The sequence below is a fragment of the Kluyvera sp. 142486 genome (genome assembly GCF_046569695.1).
GTDB lineage: Bacteria > Pseudomonadota > Gammaproteobacteria > Enterobacterales > Enterobacteriaceae > Kluyvera.
Window position 1 is genome coordinate 271,680 of the sequence record NZ_JBKHUI010000001.1, and the last position, 19,296, is coordinate 290,975.

21 protein-coding genes are annotated in these 19,296 nt (G+C 54.2%); 15 read left to right on the plus strand and 6 right to left on the minus strand.

Annotated elements, in window-relative coordinates:
• Nucleotides 1-85: 85 nt before the first annotated feature.
• Complete coding sequence (locus ACLGE8_RS01330) at nucleotides 86-556, plus strand: DUF1348 family protein (RefSeq protein WP_410995927.1); 471 nt, start codon at nucleotides 86-88, stop codon at nucleotides 554-556.
• A gap of 132 nt (nucleotides 557-688) precedes the next feature.
• Here ACLGE8_RS01330 and ACLGE8_RS01335 read toward each other — a convergent pair whose 3' ends face one another.
• A complete protein-coding gene (locus ACLGE8_RS01335; protein WP_410995928.1) occupies nucleotides 689-1,138 on the minus strand; it encodes a hypothetical protein in 450 nt (149 codons plus the stop codon).
• Between the two features lie 272 nt (nucleotides 1,139-1,410).
• Between ACLGE8_RS01335 and add the strand changes: the two genes are divergently transcribed.
• Complete coding sequence (gene add, locus ACLGE8_RS01340; RefSeq protein WP_410995929.1) at nucleotides 1,411-2,412, plus strand: adenosine deaminase; 1,002 nt, start codon at nucleotides 1,411-1,413, stop codon at nucleotides 2,410-2,412.
• 48 nt (nucleotides 2,413-2,460) lie between these two features.
• On the opposite strand, the gene ACLGE8_RS01345 is transcribed toward add, so the two are convergent.
• Entirely contained in the window at nucleotides 2,461-3,501 is a 1,041-nt protein-coding gene (locus tag ACLGE8_RS01345; protein ID WP_410995930.1) for an oxidoreductase, read from the minus strand.
• 238 nt (nucleotides 3,502-3,739) lie between these two features.
• Between ACLGE8_RS01345 and blr the strand changes: the two genes are divergently transcribed.
• From blr to gstA, 13 genes are all read left to right on the plus strand, one after another.
• Nucleotides 3,740-3,895 carry a division septum protein Blr gene (gene blr / locus ACLGE8_RS01350; protein WP_185666178.1) on the plus strand — a complete coding sequence of 52 codons (156 nt, stop codon included), beginning with the start codon at nucleotides 3,740-3,742 and terminating at the stop codon, nucleotides 3,893-3,895.
• A 103-nt stretch (nucleotides 3,896-3,998) separates the two neighbouring features.
• Nucleotides 3,999-5,369: a GH1 family beta-glucosidase gene (locus ACLGE8_RS01355; protein ID WP_410995931.1), complete on the plus strand. Its 1,371-nt coding sequence runs from the start codon at nucleotides 3,999-4,001 to the stop codon at nucleotides 5,367-5,369.
• Between the two features lie 286 nt (nucleotides 5,370-5,655).
• A complete protein-coding gene (gene ydgT, locus ACLGE8_RS01360) occupies nucleotides 5,656-5,871 on the plus strand; it encodes a transcription modulator YdgT (protein ID WP_185666176.1) in 216 nt (71 codons plus the stop codon).
• Between the two features lie 83 nt (nucleotides 5,872-5,954).
• Complete coding sequence (locus ACLGE8_RS01365) at nucleotides 5,955-6,395, plus strand: DUF2569 domain-containing protein (protein ID WP_410995932.1); 441 nt, start codon at nucleotides 5,955-5,957, stop codon at nucleotides 6,393-6,395.
• 77 nt (nucleotides 6,396-6,472) lie between these two features.
• A complete protein-coding gene (gene rsxA, locus ACLGE8_RS01370; protein ID WP_410995933.1) occupies nucleotides 6,473-7,054 on the plus strand; it encodes an electron transport complex subunit RsxA in 582 nt (193 codons plus the stop codon).
• Nucleotides 7,054-7,629, plus strand: coding sequence for an electron transport complex subunit RsxB (rsxB, locus tag ACLGE8_RS01375; RefSeq protein WP_410995934.1), 576 nt, complete (start codon nucleotides 7,054-7,056; stop codon nucleotides 7,627-7,629). The genes rsxA and rsxB overlap by 1 nt, the downstream gene beginning before the upstream one ends.
• On the plus strand, nucleotides 7,622-9,859 hold the full coding sequence (gene rsxC, locus ACLGE8_RS01380; protein WP_410995935.1) for an electron transport complex subunit RsxC: 2,238 nt from the start codon (nucleotides 7,622-7,624) through the stop codon (nucleotides 9,857-9,859). The genes rsxB and rsxC overlap by 8 nt, the downstream gene beginning before the upstream one ends.
• The gene (rsxD, locus tag ACLGE8_RS01385; RefSeq protein ID WP_410995936.1) at nucleotides 9,860-10,912 is read left to right on the plus strand and encodes an electron transport complex subunit RsxD; all 1,053 of its coding nucleotides are present in this window, start codon (nucleotides 9,860-9,862) and stop codon (nucleotides 10,910-10,912) included.
• An 8-nt stretch (nucleotides 10,913-10,920) separates the two neighbouring features.
• On the plus strand, nucleotides 10,921-11,541 hold the full coding sequence (gene rsxG / locus ACLGE8_RS01390; RefSeq protein WP_410995937.1) for an electron transport complex subunit RsxG: 621 nt from the start codon (nucleotides 10,921-10,923) through the stop codon (nucleotides 11,539-11,541).
• A gap of 3 nt (nucleotides 11,542-11,544) precedes the next feature.
• A complete protein-coding gene (locus tag ACLGE8_RS01395) occupies nucleotides 11,545-12,243 on the plus strand; it encodes an electron transport complex subunit E (RefSeq protein ID WP_410995938.1) in 699 nt (232 codons plus the stop codon).
• Nucleotides 12,243-12,878, plus strand: coding sequence for an endonuclease III (nth, locus tag ACLGE8_RS01400; protein WP_035897047.1), 636 nt, complete (start codon nucleotides 12,243-12,245; stop codon nucleotides 12,876-12,878). Before ACLGE8_RS01395 ends, nth begins: the two co-directional genes overlap by 1 nt.
• A 592-nt stretch (nucleotides 12,879-13,470) precedes the next feature.
• Entirely contained in the window at nucleotides 13,471-14,976 is a 1,506-nt protein-coding gene (gene dtpA, locus ACLGE8_RS01405; protein ID WP_410995939.1) for a dipeptide/tripeptide permease DtpA, read from the plus strand.
• 148 nt (nucleotides 14,977-15,124) lie between these two features.
• On the plus strand, nucleotides 15,125-15,730 hold the full coding sequence (gstA, locus tag ACLGE8_RS01410; RefSeq protein WP_410995940.1) for a glutathione transferase GstA: 606 nt from the start codon (nucleotides 15,125-15,127) through the stop codon (nucleotides 15,728-15,730).
• A gap of 111 nt (nucleotides 15,731-15,841) precedes the next feature.
• On the opposite strand, the gene pdxY is transcribed toward gstA, so the two are convergent.
• The 4 genes from pdxY to mliC form a co-directional block, all read right to left on the minus strand.
• Entirely contained in the window at nucleotides 15,842-16,702 is an 861-nt protein-coding gene (gene pdxY, locus ACLGE8_RS01415; RefSeq protein WP_410995941.1) for a pyridoxal kinase PdxY, read from the minus strand.
• Nucleotides 16,703-16,766: 64 nt separating this feature from the next.
• The gene (gene tyrS, locus ACLGE8_RS01420; protein WP_410995942.1) at nucleotides 16,767-18,041 is read right to left on the minus strand and encodes a tyrosine--tRNA ligase; all 1,275 of its coding nucleotides are present in this window, start codon (nucleotides 18,039-18,041) and stop codon (nucleotides 16,767-16,769) included.
• 125 nt (nucleotides 18,042-18,166) lie between these two features.
• On the minus strand, nucleotides 18,167-18,823 hold the full coding sequence (pdxH, locus tag ACLGE8_RS01425; RefSeq protein ID WP_035897054.1) for a pyridoxamine 5'-phosphate oxidase: 657 nt from the start codon (nucleotides 18,821-18,823) through the stop codon (nucleotides 18,167-18,169).
• A gap of 57 nt (nucleotides 18,824-18,880) precedes the next feature.
• A complete protein-coding gene (gene mliC / locus ACLGE8_RS01430; protein WP_410995943.1) occupies nucleotides 18,881-19,204 on the minus strand; it encodes a C-type lysozyme inhibitor in 324 nt (107 codons plus the stop codon).
• Between the last annotated feature and the right edge of the window lie 92 nt (nucleotides 19,205-19,296).

Here is a 19,296-nt window from a genome sequence, read left to right on the forward strand (position 1 = left end):
GTTTCACCGTTGACAAACTCTGGAGACGGGGATACGTTAGCACCAAGTAGACAGATCTGTCTACATCGCCAATCTGGAGATCTTTATGAGCAACCGTCGCCCACCGCTGCCGCCTTTCACTCACGAAAGTGCTATTGAAAAAGTTCGTATTGCTGAAGATGGCTGGAATAGCCGAGACCCGGTGAAAGTGGCGCAGGCCTACACTACCGACACCTGGTGGCGTAATCGCGCCGAATTTATCCACGGACGCGCTGAGGCGCAGGCCTTCCTTGAGAAAAAATGGAAAAAGGAGCAAGAGTATAGGCTTATCAAAGAGCTATGGGCTTTTGAAGGTAACCGTATAGCCGTGCGCTATGCCTATGAGTGGCATGATGATTCCGGCAACTGGTTTCGCTCCTACGGCAATGAAAACTGGGAATTTAACGAGGATGGCCTGATGCAGCGTCGCTTTGCCTGCCTGAATGACCTCCCTATTCGCGAAGATGAACGCCTGTTCCACTGGCCCCAGGGCCGACGCCCGGACGATCATCCAGGGCTTAGCGAGTTAGGGCTGTAGTTACGGCACTCTCCGGGCGGTCGCGTGGGGAGTTTTTTATGCAGCGCAGTCAATTAAATCAATCAAGCGACCTGAGGCAAAAAAAGTGGCGATAAACGCCAGCATGGTGCCCCCACTACCGGGAACACCCTATCAAAACCTCGGCGCCATACCATACTTTGGCGATTTGATATTGGCTGCCCATACCTTGATGTTATTCTGCAACAACAAGGTGAAATCAGACTCGAGGTGATTCACCATCTCATTGATTTGCTGTGAATCGTTAAGGGCAAAATGTTCGATCCGGTCCTTGCCTACCGGCACGCAGCTGTATTTAGCTGGAATATCTTTGCCATTGACATTGAATGTTTTAGTGCCACTAACGCACGGCCCCTCTGCCAGGTAAGACACCACCATATTGGCTCCGATTCGACCTGGCTGGGCGATACTCAGCATGACGGGAGACCCATCTGAGGTCTGCGTCATGTCATAAAGAATGGCATTTCTTAAGTACCAGGTGTTGTATTCCCGTTCCTGCTGTTCTGAATATGAAAGAGAAGGAAAGAAAAGCAGCGCGATGATGGTAATGACGTAGGTTTTCATAGAACGTTGCCTTTATGAGTTATCATTCGCATTATTCAGATCAGGATAAAAACAACAACATATTAAGATTATTCCTACTATTTTTAGCTGCCACTTTTTGACTTTTATCTTAAAACAGGCCCTTTTGGATCTACCGCACTACACGAAAAAATGCTGAAAATACTCCCGCATCCCCCCAAACGATTGTAAAAGCATCTATTTTTCAACACTTTTAACTGGTTACTGGCATGTTGTATAATGGTTTGCACTTTAACTAAAAAATGAGTGCGATCATGATTGATACCAACCTGCCTTTAACCGATGTCCACCGCCACCTTGACGGTAATATCCGTGCCCAGACCATCCTCGATCTTGGCCGCCAGTACAATCTCGCGCTCCCCGCTACTACGCTTGAAACCCTGCTGCCGCACGTACAGGTGACCAGTAATGAACCCGATCTGGTGAGCTTCCTGAGCAAGCTTGACTGGGGCGTGAAGGTTCTGGCTTCTCTGGACGCCGTCCGCCGTGTCGCCTATGAGAACATTGAAGATGCGGCCCGCAACGGCCTGCACTACGTTGAGCTGCGCTTTTCTCCGCGCTATATGGCGATGACGCACCAGCTGCCGGTCGAGGGTGTGGTTGAAGCAGTGATCGCAGGCGTTAAAGAAGGCTGCAAAACCTTTAACGTTGATGCTCGCCTTATCGGAATTATGAGCCGTACCTTTGGCGAAACGGCCTGCGAAGAAGAGCTCAATGCCCTGCTGGCGCACCGTGACGGTATTACCGCGCTCGACCTGGCCGGCGATGAGCTGGGCTTCCCGGGGCATCTGTTTCTGAACCACTTTACCCGTGCGCGTGATGCTGGTTGGCGCATCACCGTTCACGCGGGGGAAGCGGCAGGCCCGGAAAGCATCTGGCAGGCCATTCGCGACCTCGGCGCTGAACGTATCGGCCACGGCGTGAAAGCCATTCAGGATCCGGCGCTGATGGATTTCCTCGCGGAAAAACGCATCGGCATTGAATCCTGCCTGACCTCCAACATTCAGACCAGCACCGTGCCATCGCTGGCGCAGCATCCGCTGAAAACGTTCCTTGAACACGGCGTGCTGGCAAGCATCAACACCGACGACCCAGCGGTTCAGGGCATTGATATTCAGCACGAGTATCACACTGCCGCCCCGGCGGCAGGCTTAAACCCGGCACAGATTCGTCAGGCGCAGATCAATGGTCTGGAAATGGCGTTCCTTTCCGCGGCCGAAAAACAGGCGCTTACCGCCCGCGTTAAACAGGCATAAAAAAATCCCGGCAGGTACGCCTGCCGGGATTGCTCAATACCCTGACGGTTAGACCAGCGTCAACGCCGCACGGTGCTTCGCCGACTCTATCCCCAGCTCAATCAATTCCATAATCTGGATAGCCTGGCCGGCCGGTACTGGATTCTCACCGATGCCGTTCAACGCATCGCGGATCGCCGCGTAGTACGCAGGGTAGTTCCCCGGTTGCGTCAACAGCGTCGTTTCCACCCGTGTTTCACCGTCCACCGTCGTGAGTACGCCATCGCGCATATCGTAGCCCCAGTCGGCCTGCGGCAGACGCTCCCCGCTTTTCAGGCGATCTTCCTGTGGGTCGAGGCCAAACTTCACATAGCTCGCCTGCGAACCGTGAATGATATAACGCGCCGTTTCCGCCGCCGCCAGCAGCGTGCTGTGCAGCACGACGCGACGCTGCGGATAGGTTAACACCGCATGGAAGTAGTCCGTTGACTGCGCGCCAGGGCGCAGTTGACCGAGATCGACATACAGGCTTTGTGGTAAACCAAACAGAGTGACGGCCTGATCCAGAAGATGCGGGCCTAAGTCATACCAGATGCCGCTGCCCAGCCCGGCCTGCTCGCGCCAGCGGGCGCGCACCTGCGGACGATAGCGGTCGAAATGGGATTCAAAGTGAGCGATATCGCCCAGCTTGCCTTCATTGATCAACGCTTTCACCGTCAGGAAGTCGCTATCCCAGCGGCGGTTATGGAACACCGACAGCAGTTTGCCCCGCTGTTTAGCAAGGGTGTCCAGCTCACGCGCCTGTGACAGTGTCACGGTAAAGGGTTTATCCACCACCACGTTTTTGCCCGCTTCCAGCGCCGCTTTCGCTAACGGGAAGTGGGTATCGTTTGGCGTCGGAATAACGATCAGGTCAATATCAGGGTTGGTAAATAGCGCCGTCGGGTCGGAGGCTACCTGTACCGCAGGCCAATCTGCATGAACCTTGCTGGCATCGCTACTGGAGACGACGGCAAGCTCCATCCCCGGCGTGCCGCTGATGAGCGGCGCGTGAAATGTCTTACTGGCATAGCCATAACCCACTAATCCCACACGGATTTGGTCACTCATATGTCGCCTCACTTCTCTATTTTGTGTGCTTTGAACTGATTTTGTAATCGATTTCTTTATTTGAACTCATCTGAAGTCTTCATACAACAGTTTAATAACATTATGGCCCATCACCCCGCCGATTGGTGAAATAATCACCATCTGTCGAAACGATTCGGCTGAAAACTTGCGTTGTGACGCAGGCACGCTAAGATCTTGCCCTGGCTCTCTTTTATCAATGGACTGTAAGTAAAATTTCATGACTTCCGTAATGACGCGTATTGTTGAATTAATTGGTTGGATTATTCTGGGTTTTTCCGTTCTGCTTCTGTTTGTGGCGCATCACATCGATAACTACCAGCCGCCGGAACCCGCTACCGCAACGCTGCAAAAAAATGTCCCGCCGTCATCGTAAAAGAGTGATTCAGATCTCATCAATGGAACCGGTTTCAGAAACCGGTTGCTCCGCTTAAAAGCACTCCTTACACTCGTGTTATCACACAGGTAAGGAGTGTTATATGTCTGCTTTTCCCCCAAATTTTCTCTGGGGAGCTGCCACGGCAGCGTACCAGGTTGAAGGTGCACATAATGAAGACGGTAAAGGCCCGTCTATCTGGGATATTTTTTCCCACCAGCCAGGGACAACCTATCAGGGTACAAACGGCGACGTTGCCGTCGATCACTACCATCGCGTAAAAGAAGATGTCCAGTTAATGGCGGAAATGGGGCTGCAAAGCTACCGCTTCTCCATCTCATGGCCTCGCCTGCTGCCAAACGGCCGCGGCGAGATCAACGAAGCTGGGGTGAAGTTTTACAGCGATCTGATTGATGACCTGTTAGCACATAATATTGAACCCATGATTACCCTCTATCATTGGGATCTCCCACAGGCGCTTCAGGACGAAGGCGGCTGGGAAGCCCGCTCCACGGCGGAAGCTTTCGAAGAGTATGCTCGCCTGTGCTATGCCCGTTTTGGTTCCCGTGTGAAGAAATGGGCCACCTTTAACGAAACCATCGTCTTTATTGGGCACGGTTACATTACCGGTAGCCATCCCCCTTCCGTACGGAACCCGGCACGCGCTATTCAGGCCTGCCACCACGTCTTTATTGCCCATGCCATGGCAGTGAAAGCGTTCCGCGGGATGCAAATCAACGGTGAAATTGGTTTTGTTAACGTACTGCAACCGCACTCCGCGCTGACCGATAGCCCGGAAGACAAAGCGGCTACCGCGCTGGCGGACGCTATCCATACCCACTGGTTCTACGATCCGGTGCTGAAAGGCCGCTACCCGGATGAACTGCTGGCGCAATCTCAGGCGCTGTGGGGCGTACCGCGTTTTGCCCCGGGAGACGATGAACTGCTACGTAAAAATCGCTGCGATTTCATCGGCCTGAACTACTATCGTCGTGAAACCGTTTCCGCAACGCCACCGAAAGAGAAAGTCAGCGGCGAACAAGGCGTTGAGGGGCTATTCTACTTCGTCCGCAACCCGGAAAGCGTCTACACCGAATGGGGCTGGGAGATCTGGCCGCAGGGGTTAACCGACGGCATTATGATGATCAAAGAGCGTTACGGTGATATTCCTATCTATATTACCGAGAACGGTCTGGGCGCCGTCGACCCTATCGTCGATGGTGAAGTGGTGGATACCCCGCGTATTGATTTCCTACGCGTTCATATTGATGCGTTGGAAAAAGCCATTGCGCTTGGTGCTGACGTCCGAGGTTATTATCCGTGGTCGTTTATCGACCTGCTGAGTTGGCTGAACGGTTACAAAAAACAGTACGGTTTTGTTTATGTCGACCATAAGCAAAATCTGACGCGTAAACGTAAAAAAAGCTTCTTCTGGTATAAAGACGTGATTGCCAGCCGCGGCGAGAATCGTTAATTTCACTTTGTCAGGGCGCGCCAGGCGCCCTGATAGCCTAAAAAATCACATTTTTTGTGTCGAAATCAATAAGCACATTTTCTGTTATTGTAATTCCCATCTATAAGCCAAATAATCCAGGCCGTCCTGCTGAGGTTTAGTCGTATACGCTGAACTCTCGATAAAAATGGATGTCGATACACCTATTGGCTGCACAGCCCTTTATCCGCTTCGTCATTCAGTTCTTTCTCACGGACTGAAACACGCTGTACGGTGAGCCCTAACATTATAAAATGGATACCCTTAAATGACCGTTCTGGATTATTTATTAAAATTCCGCAAAGTCAGTTCGCTGGACAATCTTGAAAAACTCTACGATCACCTGAACTATTCGCTGACCAACACCGAAGAAATCATCAATATGTATCGCGCTGCCGACCATCGTCGTGCGGAACTGGTTTCCGGCGGGCGACTGTTCGATGTCGGTCAGGTGCCAAAATCCGTTTGGCGATTCGTGCAATAGTAGTTTTTTCCAGAGCGCCAGTTGCTTATACTCCTCGGCCTGTATTTTTTTCTCTTCACTGGCGCTGATTTTCAGGAGACACAATGTCAGATAATTCTGCGGAACGTATCGGCGGATGGCTGCTTGGCCCGCTGGCCTGGCTGATTGTTCAGTTAATAAGCATCTGCGTAACGTTAGTTAAATTTGGTTACGTCCTGCTGACGCCGAACACCCTGAGTCTGATTAAAGAGATGGGCGCGGCGAATATCACGCTGCTCGCGCTCTCCTTCTTGTCGTTTATCGCTATGTGTTATTACACCCTCTGGCTGACGATCGCCTTCTTTAAACGCCGTCATAACGTGCCAAAGCACTATATTATCTGGCTGATGATTGGCGTCCTGCTGGCGGTGAAAGCCTTCGCCTTCTCGCCGATTTCTGACGACCTTGCCGTACGACAACTGCTGCTTCCGCTGTTGGCCGCCGCGCTGATTGTGCCGTACCTCAAGCGCTCGCAGCGGGTAAAACGCACCTTTACTAACGCGTAATAACCCCACATTTAGCCTGTTGTCGCTCGAGACGCTTTGTCAGATAATAGGTGGCTTTTTTTGTTACAGGTCGAATGATGTCTGACTATTTATTGCTCTTTATCGGTACTGTGCTGGTAAATAACTTCGTCCTGGTGAAGTTCCTGGGGCTATGCCCGTTTATGGGCGTTTCCAAAAAGCTGGAAACGGCCATGGGGATGGGCCTGGCGACCACCTTCGTGATGACGCTGGCCTCTATTTGCGCCTGGCTGATTGATACCTGGATTCTGATCCCACTGGATTTGGTTTACCTGCGCACGCTGGCGTTTATTCTGGTCATCGCCGTTGTCGTCCAGTTCACCGAAATGGTGGTGCGTAAAACCAGCCCGGCGCTCTATCGCCTGCTGGGCATTTTCCTGCCGCTTATCACCACCAACTGCGCCGTACTCGGCGTGGCGCTGCTGAACATCAACCTTGGCCACAATTTCCTGCAATCGGCGCTGTACGGCTTCTCTGCCGCCGTCGGTTTCTCGCTGGTGATGGTGCTGTTCGCCTCCATCCGCGAGCGTCTGGTGGTTGCCGACGTTCCTGCCCCTTTCAAGGGCAACGCTATTGCGCTGATTACCGCTGGTTTAATGTCATTAGCCTTTATGGGCTTTAGTGGGCTGGTGAAGTTGTAATGATGACCTTCTGGATTGCTGTCGCTGCGATCAGCCTATTAGGGCTGATTTTTGGCGTCATTTTAGGTTATGCCTCACGCCGTTTTGCCGTTGAGGATGACCCAGTAGTTGAAAAAATTGATGAGCTGCTGCCGCAGAGCCAGTGTGGGCAATGCGGTTACCCAGGCTGCCGCCCGTACGCGGAAGCAGTCAGCAACGGCGAAAAAATTAACTGCTGCGCGCCCGGCGGCGAAGCCGTGATGCTGAAAATTGCCACGCTATTGAACGTTGACCCGCAGCCGATCGGCGGTGACGAAGCGGCAGTTGAGCCAGCGCGCATGCTTGCCATCATTGATGAAAATAACTGTATCGGTTGTACCAAGTGCATTCAGGCTTGCCCGGTAGACGCCATTATTGGCGCGACCCGCGCCATGCATACGGTGGTCAGCGACCTGTGCACCGGCTGTAACCTGTGCGTGGCCCCTTGCCCAACGCAGTGCATCGAGTTACGCCCTGTCGAAACGACAACCGACAGCTGGAAGTGGGATCTGCACACTATCCCGGTACGAATCATTCCTGTGGAACACCATGCTTAAGCTATTCTCCGCCTTCAGAAAAGACAAAATCTGGGATTTCGACGGAGGCATTCATCCGCCTGAAATGAAAACCCAGTCTAACGGTACCCCGCTGCGCCAGGTTCCCCTTGCCCAGCGTTTTGTTATTCCGTTGAAGCAGCATATTGGCGCAGAAGGTGAACTGAGCGTGAAGCCTGGCGATCACGTGCTTCGTGGTCAGCCTCTAACGCGCGGCTGGGGACGCATGCTGCCGGTTCATGCCCCGACGTCCGGGACAGTCGTGGCGATTGAGCCTCATGCCACCGCCCACCCTTCCGCGCTGCCGGAGATGAGCGTCATTATTGAAGCCGACGGTGAAGACCGCTGGATAGCTCGTGACGGTTGGAATGATTACAAAAACCATAGCCGCGACGCACTTATCGAACGAATCCACCAGTTTGGCGTCGCCGGTTTAGGCGGTGCGGGCTTCCCAACGGGCAACAAACTGCGCGGCGGCGGCGATAAAATCACCACGCTGATTATCAACGCCGCTGAGTGCGAACCGTACATCACCGCTGATGATCGCCTGATGCAGGATTGCGCGGCGCAGATTGTCGAAGGTATTCAGATCCTCGCGCATATTCTGCAACCGCAGCAGGTGCTTATCGGCATCGAAGATAATAAACCGCAGGCTATCTCAATGATGCGCGCGGTACTCACGGGCTGTCACGGTATTAGCCTGCGCGTTATTCCAACCAAATACCCGTCTGGCGGCGCAAAACAGCTAACGCAAATTCTGACTGGTAAACAGGTTCCGCACGGCGGCCGTTCGTCAGATATCGGCGTATTGATGCAGAACGTCGGCACCGCCTATGCGGTAAAACGCGCGGTAATCGACGGCGAACCGTTGACCGAGCGCGTGGTCACGCTGACCGGTGAATCGGTTGGCCAACCTGGTAACGTCTGGGCGCGACTGGGTACGCCGGTACAGCATCTGCTCAAACATGCAGGCTTTTGCCCGACCAACGATCAGATGGTAATCATGGGCGGCCCGCTGATGGGCTTTACCCTGCCCTGGCTTGATGTGCCGGTGGTCAAAATCACCAACTGTCTGCTGGCCCCTTCCGCCGCTGAAATGGGCGAAGTGGAAGAGGAAAAAGGCTGCATTCGCTGTAGCGCCTGCGCCGATGCGTGCCCGGCAGATCTGCTGCCCCAGCAACTGTACTGGTTCAGCAAAGGCCAGCAGCATGACAAAGCCACGACACACAATCTTTCCGACTGCATCGAGTGCGGTGCCTGCGCGTGGGTCTGCCCAAGCAACATTCCTCTGGTGCAGTACTTCCGTCAGGAAAAGGCCGAAATCAACGCCATTCGCCAGGAAGAACAGCGCGCCGCAGAAGCCAAAGCCCGTTTCGAAGCACGTCAGCAACGTCTGGAACGTGAGAAAGCCGCCCGTGAAGCGCGTCATAAAAAAGCTGCCGTTCAGCCTGCCGCCAAAGATCAGGATGCGATTCATGCTGCCCTGGCTCGCGTACGAGAAAAACAGCAGCAGGCCGCGCAGCCGATTGTGATTCAGGCTGGCGCCGTGCCGGATAACAGCGCCGTGGCTGCCGCCCGTGAAGCGCGCAAAGCTCAGGCTCGCGCCGCGCAGGCGGAAAAACAGCAGGCAACGGCAGAAGCTGTCGACCCGCGTAAAGCCGCGGTTGAAGCGGCCATTGCTCGCGCTAAAGCACGCAAAGATCCCCCGACAGATGCAGCAGAACCCGCTGCCGTTGACGGAGCTGTCGACCCGCGCAAAGCCGCCGTCGAAGCGGCTATTGCCCGAGCTAAAGCACGTAAAACTGCACAATCAACGCCGGAGGAATCCACTAGTGTTGATGAAGCGGTTGATCCACGCAAAGCCGCCGTTGAAGCCGCCATCGCGCGCGCCAAAGCGCGCAAAGCGGCGCAGTCAGTTGAAGCGCAAGCCGTTACCGTTGAAGAGACAGCTGTCGACCCGCGTAAAGCTGCCGTTGAGGCAGCCATCGCGCGAGCCAAAGCGCGCAAAGCGGCGCAGCCAGTTGAAGCGCAAGCCGTTACCGTTGAAGAGACAGCTGTCGACCCGCGTAAAGCTGCCGTTGAGGCGGCCATCGCGCGAGCCAAAGCGCGCAAGGCCGCCGCGACAGAGATGAATGAACCTGCCGCCAACGACGACCCACGCAAAGCTGCCGTTGCTGCCGCTATTGCTCGTGTTCAAGCCAGGAAAGCCGCTCAGGCCGTTAACGAGGATTAAATGGTTTTCAAAATCGCAAGTTCCCCTTATACCCACAACCATCGCCAGACGTCGCGCATTATGCTGCTGGTGGTCATTGCCGCGCTGCCCGGCATTGTGGTCCAGAGCTGGTTTTTTGGCTGGGGAACCGTCATTCAACTGGTTCTTGCTATTCTTACCGCCTGGCTTGCCGAGTCGCTGGTGCTGCGTCTGCGCAAACAGAATATCGGCCAGACGCTCGCCGATAACTCCGCACTGCTGACCGGCCTGCTGCTGGCCATCAGTATTCCGCCGTTTGCCCCGTGGTGGATGGTGGTCCTCGGTACCGGGTTTGCCGTGATTATTGCCAAGCAACTCTACGGCGGCCTGGGTCAGAACCCGTTTAACCCGGCGATGATTGGCTACGTGGTGCTGCTGATCTCCTTCCCGGTACAGATGACCTCCTGGCTACCGCCGCACGATATCGCCGCCAACGTGCCGGGCTTTATGGACGCGCTGCAGGTGATCTTCAGCGGTCATACCGCGACGGGTCAGGACATGACGGCGCTGAAAATGGGCGTTGATGGTATTAGCCAGGCGACGCCGCTCGATACCTTCAAAACGTCGCTTCATGCCGGACATCCGGTAGATGAGATCCTAAAATCGTCGATTTATCACGGCGCACTGGCCGGTGCGGGATGGCAGTGGGTCAACGTGGCTTATCTGGTCGGTGGTCTATTCCTGCTATGGCAAAAAGCGATTCGCTGGCATATTCCGGTCAGTTTCCTGGTGAGCCTGGCCGTCTGCTCAACGCTCGGCTGGCTATTCCACCCGGAAAGCGTCGCCTCACCGCAGATGCACCTGCTTTCTGGCGCGACCATGCTGGGCGCGTTCTTTATTCTTACCGACCCGGTCACCGCCTCTACCACCAACCGAGGTCGTCTGATCTTTGGTGCGCTGGCGGGTCTGCTGGTCTGGCTTATCCGCAGCTTCGGCGGCTACCCGGACGGTGTGGCGTTTGCGGTGCTGTTAGCCAACATCACCGTACCGCTGATTGATTACTACACGCGCCCGCGCGTTTACGGACACCGCTGAGGATTCAGATGTTAAAGACCATGCGTAAACACGGTGTCACGCTGGCGCTGTTCGCAGCCGGTTCTACCGGGCTGACGGCAGCGATCAACCAGTTGACCAAGCACACCATCGACGACCAGGCCGAGAAGCAGCAAAACGCCCTGTTCCAGCAGGTCATTCCGGCGGACAGCTATAATAATGACCTGCTGCAGAGTTGCTTTGTGGTGGAAGCTCCGGAGCTTGGCAAAGGCGCGCATAAGATTTATATCGCCCGTCAGGACGATAAGCCGGTCGCCGCCATACTTGAAGCCACCGCGCCGGACGGTTATTCCGGCGCGATTCAGCTGTTGGTTGGTGCCGATTTTAACGGTACCGTACTTGGCACCCGCGTGACTGAGCACCATGAAACGCCGGGGCTGGGTGATAAAATCGAGCTTCGCCTGTCCAACTGGATAACCTTCTTCGCCGGTAAAAAAATTGACGGTGCGAACGATAGTCAGTGGGCAGTGAAGAAAGACGGCGGCCAGTTCGACCAGTTCACGGGGGCGACCATTACCCCTCGTGCGGTAGTGAATGCGGTAAAACGTGCAGGGCTGTATGCCCAAACGCTGCCCGATAAACTGTCACAACTGCAAGCCTGTGGAGGATAAACGATGAGCGAAGTCAAAGAGGTTATTGTCCAGGGGTTGTGGAAGAATAACTCCGCGCTGGTTCAGCTTTTAGGGATGTGTCCGCTGCTGGCGGTCACATCAACCGCCACCAATGCCCTCGGTTTGGGTCTTGCCACCACGCTGGTGCTGACGCTGACCAACCTGGCCATCTCCAGCCTGCGTCGCTGGACACCGGCGGAAATTCGCATTCCCATCTACGTGATGATTATTGCGTCGGTGGTCAGCGCCGTGCAGATGCTGATTAACGCCTATGCGTTCGGCCTGTACCAGTCGCTGGGGATCTTTATCCCGCTTATCGTCACCAACTGCATCGTCGTGGGGCGTGCAGAAGCGTTTGCTGCCAAAAAAGGGCCGGCGCTATCGGCGCTGGACGGTTTTGCGATTGGCATGGGCGCAACCTGCACCATGTTTGTGCTGGGTTCTATCCGCGAATTGCTCGGCAACGGCACGCTGTTTGACGGCGCGGATGGCCTGTTGGGTCACTGGGCGAAAGCGCTACGCATTGAAGTCTTCCATACCGACACCCCTTTCCTGCTGGCGATGCTGCCACCGGGTGCATTTATCGGTCTGGGAATGCTGCTGGCTATCAAATATCTTATCGATGAACGGACTAAGAAACGTCATGCTCAGCAGGTTATTGCCGCTGATAGCGTGAACGTGGATGGGGCAGAGAAAGCCTGATGAACAAAACGAAGCGTCTTGAAATATTAACTCGGCTGCGGGACAACAACCCGCACCCGACCACCGAACTCAACTTCACTTCGCCGTTCGAATTGCTGATTGCGGTTCTGCTCTCCGCACAAGCGACGGACGTGAGCGTCAACAAAGCAACCGCCAAACTTTACCCGGTGGCGAACACGCCGCAGGCGATGCTCGATTTGGGCGTCGACGGCGTGAAGGAGTACATCAAGACAATTGGCCTGTTCAACAGTAAAGCGGAGAACGTCATCAAGACCTGCCGCATGCTGCTGGAACTGCACGGCGGTGAAGTTCCGGAAGACCGGGCGGCGTTGGAAGCGCTGCCGGGCGTTGGGCGTAAAACGGCGAACGTGGTGCTGAACACTGCCTTTGGCTGGCCAACCATCGCCGTCGATACGCACATCTTCCGCGTCTGTAACCGTACGCAGTTTGCGCCGGGCAAGAATGTCGAACAGGTGGAGGAGAAGCTGCTGAAAGTGGTTCCCGCCGAGTTTAAGGTGGACTGCCACCACTGGCTGATTCTGCACGGTCGTTACACCTGCATCGCCCGTAAGCCTCGTTGCGGTTCCTGTATCATTGAAGATCTGTGTGAATTTAAAGAGAAAGTGGAGCTGTAGCCCATTTTTCGCGGCGTGGCAAGTCGACCCGCCGCCCCCTTCCGAGTGACTAGACCGCGTTTAATCTCATTTAATTATTCATTTTTTGGCACATCCAACGCCTTTATAACGCTTTTATAGATTAAATAGGCCATCACCAACGAAATTTTCTATACAAAAACTGACCAGATCATGACCACAACATGATGTTGCATTTATGTTTCTTTACGAGCATTTTTCTTACATCATTAGGATGAATCCTCCGTAACGCACAATATGATCATCCAGTTATTTTTCAGAATCCAGCCTATATCACTACACAAAAGCGCAATCAGCAGAAGATATCGTTGAATTGCCGTTTTAGCCCCTCTGTTTCAGAATAAAAAACCGCTTAAAATTAAAGCGTGAAATTTAACGCTAAATAACATTTATATGTCTGGTTAATTATTCCACCCTTTTTATTTGTAACGGAGTATTACAAAGGTCTTGTCTGAAAGCGCAGGATAGTGAACATTACTTCCCGTTTCCCTCCAGAATAACTATAAGGCGGATGCCAATGAGCACTCCGCCCAGTACACCCCCCATTAGAATGGGATGTAAATAAGAGGTATATGTGTCTACTGCAAACAATAAACCAACTGAAAGCGTAAGCTTAAACGCCTTCAAACAACCTAAAGCGTTCTATCTCATCTTCTCTATCGAGTTATGGGAGCGTTTCGGTTTCTACGGCCTGCAAGGCATTATGGCCGTTTACCTGGTTAAACAGCTGGGTATGTCAGAAGCAGATTCCATCACGCTGTTCTCTTCCTTTAGTGCATTAGTGTACGGTCTGGTTGCTATCGGCGGCTGGCTGGGCGACAAAGTACTGGGTACGAAACGTGTGATTATGCTGGGTGCCGTGGTTCTGGCTATCGGCTATGCGCTGGTCGCGTGGTCTGGTCACGATGCAGGCATCGTTTATATGGGTATGGCGGCAATCGCCGTGGGTAATGGCCTGTTTAAAGCCAACCCGTCTTCCCTGCTCTCTACCTGCTATGCAAAAGACGACCCGCGTCTGGACGGTGCATTCACCATGTACTACATGTCCGTGAACATCGGTTCGTTCTTCTCCATGCTGGCAACCCCGTGGCTGGCCGCGAAATACGGCTGGAGCACCGCGTTCGCGCTGAGCGTCGTCGGTATGCTGATCACCGTGGTTAACTTCGCATTCTGCCAGCGCTGGGTTAAACAGTACGGTTCCAAACCTGACTTCGAGCCAATCAACTACCGCAACCTGCTGCTGACCATCGTTGGCGTGGTGATTCTGGTTGCTGTTGCCACCTGGCTGCTGCACAACCAGGGCATCGCACGTATGGTTCTGGGCGTGATTGCACTGGGTATCGTGTTCATCTTTGGTAAAGAAACCTTCGCAATGAGCGGTGCGCCGCGCCGTAAGATGATCGTGGCGTTCATCCTGATGCTCGAAGCAATTATCTTCTTCGTGCTGTACAGCCAGATGCCAACCTCTCTGAACTTCTTCGCGATTCGTAACGTTGAACACTCTATCCTGGGTATCGCGTTTGAGCCGGAACAGTATCAGGCACTGAACCCATTCTGGATCATCATCGGTAGCCCGATTCTGGCCGCTATCTATAACAAGATGGGCGACAACCTGCCAATGCCGACCAAGTTCGCGATTGGTATGGTGCTGTGCTCCGGTGCCTTCCTGGTGCTGCCGCTGGGCGCGAAATTCGCATCCGACGCGGGTATCGTCTCCGTTAACTGGCTGATCATCAGCTACGGCCTGCAGAGCATCGGTGAACTGATGATTTCTGGTCTGGGTCTGGCGATGGTGGCACAGCTGGTTCCACAGCGTCTGATGGGCTTCATCATGGGTAGCTGGTTCCTGACTACCGCAGGTGCAAACATCATCGGTGGTTATGTAGCTGGCCAGATGGCGGTTCCAGAAAACGTGACCGACCCGCTGATGTCCCTGGATATTTATGGCCACGTATTCCTGCAGATTGGTGTGGCAACGGCCGTTATCGCCGTACTGATGCTGCTGACCGCGCCGAAACTGAACCGTATGACTCAGGACGACGCAAAACCTGCTGCTGACGGTAAAGTCGCTTCCGTATAACGTCATCGGGAAACGAATAAATATTTAGGCCGCTAACTTCTGTTAGCGGCTTTTTTTTTATTGCCTCAGGCACTAACATACCTCCATATCCCTCTGCTGCCCTTCGGCCGAGGGAAAACAAAAATAACCAAGTCTGAAGGAGTTACCCATGAAATTGTTCTACAAACCCGGCGCCTGTTCCCTTGCATCGCACATCACCTTAAGGGAGAGCGGAAAGGACTTCACGCTTATCGGCGTCGACCTGATGCACAAACGTATGGAAAACGGTGACGATTTTCTGAAGGTCAACCCGAAAGGCCAGGTTCCCGCACTGCTGCTGGACGACGACACTCTGCTAACGGAAGGTGTGGCGATTATGCAATACATCGCCGATAGCGTTGCGGATCGCCAACTGTTGGCGCCGGTCGGCACCATCAATCGTTACAGAACGCTGGAATGGCTGAACTATATCGCGACCGAACTGCACAAAGGCTTTACGCCGCTGTTCCGCCCGGATACCCCAGAAGATTACAAACCAACGGCGCGCGCGCTGCTGGATAAGAAGCTGGCCTACATCGATGAATCGCTGGCGAACGCGCAGTGGATCAGCGGTTCACGCTTAACTATCGCCGATGCCTATCTGTTTACCGTGCTGCGCTGGGCGTTTGCTGTGAAACTGGAAATGGCGGGATATAAAAATATTGCGGCCTACATGGAGCGCGTCGCGGCGCGTCCTGCAGTGGCGGCAGCCATGACGGCTGAAGGTCTGAAGTAATAGTAGTGTGCTGGCTCCCCGGAGTCGGCGCTTTGCACCTCATCCGGGCTACCACAAATTTTGTAGCCCGGACGAGTTTCGCGACGCCGGAAATGGCGCCGAACGCAAAGTTTACAGCTGAGTCGCGCTAAAACAGTGCTCCGGCTTAGCAATACGATCCTGCGCTGCCACCACCTGCAACTCGTACTCACCCATCTCTTTCGTCGTTACCATAATCTCGTACACCGCCGCAGTGACATGCTCCAGCGCATCGCGAAGGCTAGCCCCTTGCAGCAGTTTAACCAGCAGCAGACCGCTGGTCACATCGCCCACACCCACCGGGTGACGCGCGCCAAAGTCGATCAATGGACGGCTGATATGCCAGGCTTCATCCGCCGTCACCAGCAACATCTCAAAGCGATCCTGACTGTATCCTGCACGGGCCAGATGCTTCACCAGCACGATTTCCGGCCCCTGAACGATCAGTTCACGCGCAGCCAGCACCGCATCGTTCACATCCTTCACGTCTCGGCCGGCGAGAATTTCGAGCTCAATCAGGTTCGGCGCGATGATGTCGCTTGCCGGCATGGCATAGCGCTTATGGAATTCCGCCACGCCCGGTGCCACGATGCAGCCCTTTTCCGGATGCCCCATAACCGGGTCGCAGAAAAATTTAGCCTGCGGGTTCGCCGCTTTGACCTGACGCACGATGCCAAGAATATGCTCGCCCTGCTCCGCAGAGCCCAGATAGCCGCTCAGCACCGCGTCACAGCGCTTCAGCTGGTCGATAGCCGCAATGCCCTGCACAATCTCCGTCAGATGCGCTGGCGGCATCACGCAGCCCGTCCACTGACCATATTGGGTATGGTTGGAAAACTGCACCGTGTTCAGCGGCCAGACGTTCGCACCAAGGCGACGCATAGGAAACTCAGCGGCGCTATTGCCCGCATGCCCAAAAACGACGTGAGATTGAATGGCGAGAATGTTGTTCATTAGCTCTACTCAGACGACAAAAAAGAAGGGGGCGTAGTTTCCCACGCCCCCTCGTTTCGGAATATTACTTCCAGCAGATCAAACAGTAATTTTTCTTACCACGGCGTAACAGGGTGTAACGACCGAAGAGAATATCGCTTTCCTGGAAGAAATATTCCGGGTCAGCCTGTTTTTCACCGTTGATGGTGACCGCGTTGGAGGCGATAGTTTTACGCGCCTGGCCGCGAGACGGCTGCAGCTCGGAGTCCACCAGCGCCTGCATCAGGTCAGCACCTTTATCCATCTCAACCATCGGCACGCCGTCCTGCGCCAGCTGCGCGAAGTCTTCTTCGCTCAGCGCACTCAGGGAACCACTGAACAGGCTGTCGGTGATGCGTTTTGCCGCCACCAGACCTTCTTCACCGTGCACCAGACGGGTAACCTGCTCGGCCAATACGTACTGTGCGCGAGGGGCTTTACCGCTGTTTTTATCTTCTTCTTCCAGAGCATTGATCTCTTCAATGTCCATAAAGGTGAAGAATTTCAGGAAGCGGTAAACGTCAGCATCCGCGGTGTTGATCCAGAACTGGTAGAATTTGTACGTGCTGGTTTTCTTCGGATCCAGCCAGACTGCGCCGCCTTCGGTCTTACCGAACTTGGTGCCGTCAGCTTTAGTGATCAGCGGAACGGTCAGACCAAATACCTGGTTCTGGTGCAGACGACGGGTCAGGTCGATACCGGAGGTAATGTTACCCCACTGGTCGGAACCGCCAATCTGCAGCGCCACGCCGTGCAGTTTGTTCAGGCAGGCAAAGTCATAGCCCTGCAACAGGTTATAGGAAAACTCGGTGAAAGAGATGCCCTGATCGTCACGGTTAAGACGCTGCTTCACCGCTTCTTTGTTAATCATCTGGTTAACAGAGAAGTGTTTACCGATATCACGCAGGAAGGTCAGCACGTTCATGCCGCCGAACCAATCATAGTTGTTGGCCGCGATAGCCGAATTGTCGCCGCAGTCGAAATCGAGGAACGGTGCCACCTGTTTGCGGATTTTATCCACCCACTCCTGCACAGTATCTTCGGTATTCAGTTTACGCTCGGCCGCTTTAAAGCTTGGGTCGCCAATCAGACCCGTTGCGCCGCCGACCAGTGCAACAGGCTTATGCCCTGCCTCCTGGAAGCGTTTCAGGCATAACAAAGGAACAAGATGCCCCAAATGCAAGCTGTCGGCGGTAGGGTCGAAGCCGCAATAGAGCGCGATCGGGCCTTGCGCCAGTCGCTCTGCTAACGCTACCTCGTCCGTTACCTGGGCGACTAGCCCCCGCTCTTGCAGTTGTTTAATCAAGTTACTGCTTGCCATCAAATTCTCCATCTATATACGACTGCACCTTTGCCGGTACACGACTTTTCGCCAGACGCGAAAGCTCTATAGAATAAAGCGCTGGCGCACTCAGCGCTAGCGCTTAACACAACAAATTTCAGGGATTACGGTGCCAGACGGTCGATTTTCCAGGCATCTGCATCGCGCTGGTATAAAAAACGGTCGTGCAGACGATGTTCACCGCCCTGCCAGAACTCCATCTGCTCAATCGACACGCGGAAACCACCCCAGAAACTCGGCAGCGGGACTTCGCCCTGTTGGAATTTCTGCTTCAGTTCCATGAACTTGCTTTCGAGGATACCGCGCGCGGAGATGCGGCTGGACTGTTTAGATACCCAGGCGCCGATTTGGCTGTCACGCGGGCGGCTGTGGAAATACTTCACCACTTCAAGAGTCGACAGACGTTCAGCCTTGCCGATAACCATCACCTGACGCTCCAGCATATGCCACGGGAACAGCAGGCTGATGCGCGGATTGTTCTCAAGTTGATGCGCCTTACGGCTGCCAAGGTTGGTATAGAAGACCAGCCCTTTCTCATCATAGTGCTTAAGCAGAACGATACGCTGGTACGGCTGACCGTTTTCATCAACCGTGGCAACCACCATCGCCGTAGGGTCAGCCAGTCTGGCATCACATGCCTGGCGTAACCAACGTTCGAACAGAGGCAGCGGTTCAGCAGGAAGGTCATGGCGACGCAGGCCGCCACGGGTGTACTCACGGCGCAGATGCGCGATTTGTTGCAGATCGTCGTTATCAGACATGGCGTTTAAGAGAGTAGTCAACGGGTGGCGTTATTGTGCGCCGCCCGCCTGAAAATCTCAACGCTTGGGGTTTTGTAACTGGCAGTTATTCAACACGATGTGGTCGCGTTTGTAGACGGTTGCTTCATTACCTTTAGACCAGAACACATAGATCCCGTCAGTATAGCGAGCGCCCGACGCGGAGATCCCCTGCTGGAGATTCAGTTGCTGGTTGTCATAGATAAAGTTCACCTGCTGGCGCTGATTGTTGAGATGCACGGTCAGCGGCTTTTCCTCACACTGGTATTCCAGCGTGTCGGTCTGCATGCGTTCCATAAATTGATTGTACGCACTGCAGCCAGCAAGCATAAAAGGGAGAACGGCAATAAATAGCTTTTTCATTGTGTTGGGCCTTCCGACATTCCTGGTCAAGGAGTGATTTTCACACTCCCGTTCAAGTTAAGTCTACCGGCCCACTGTAAAAGAAGATGTCA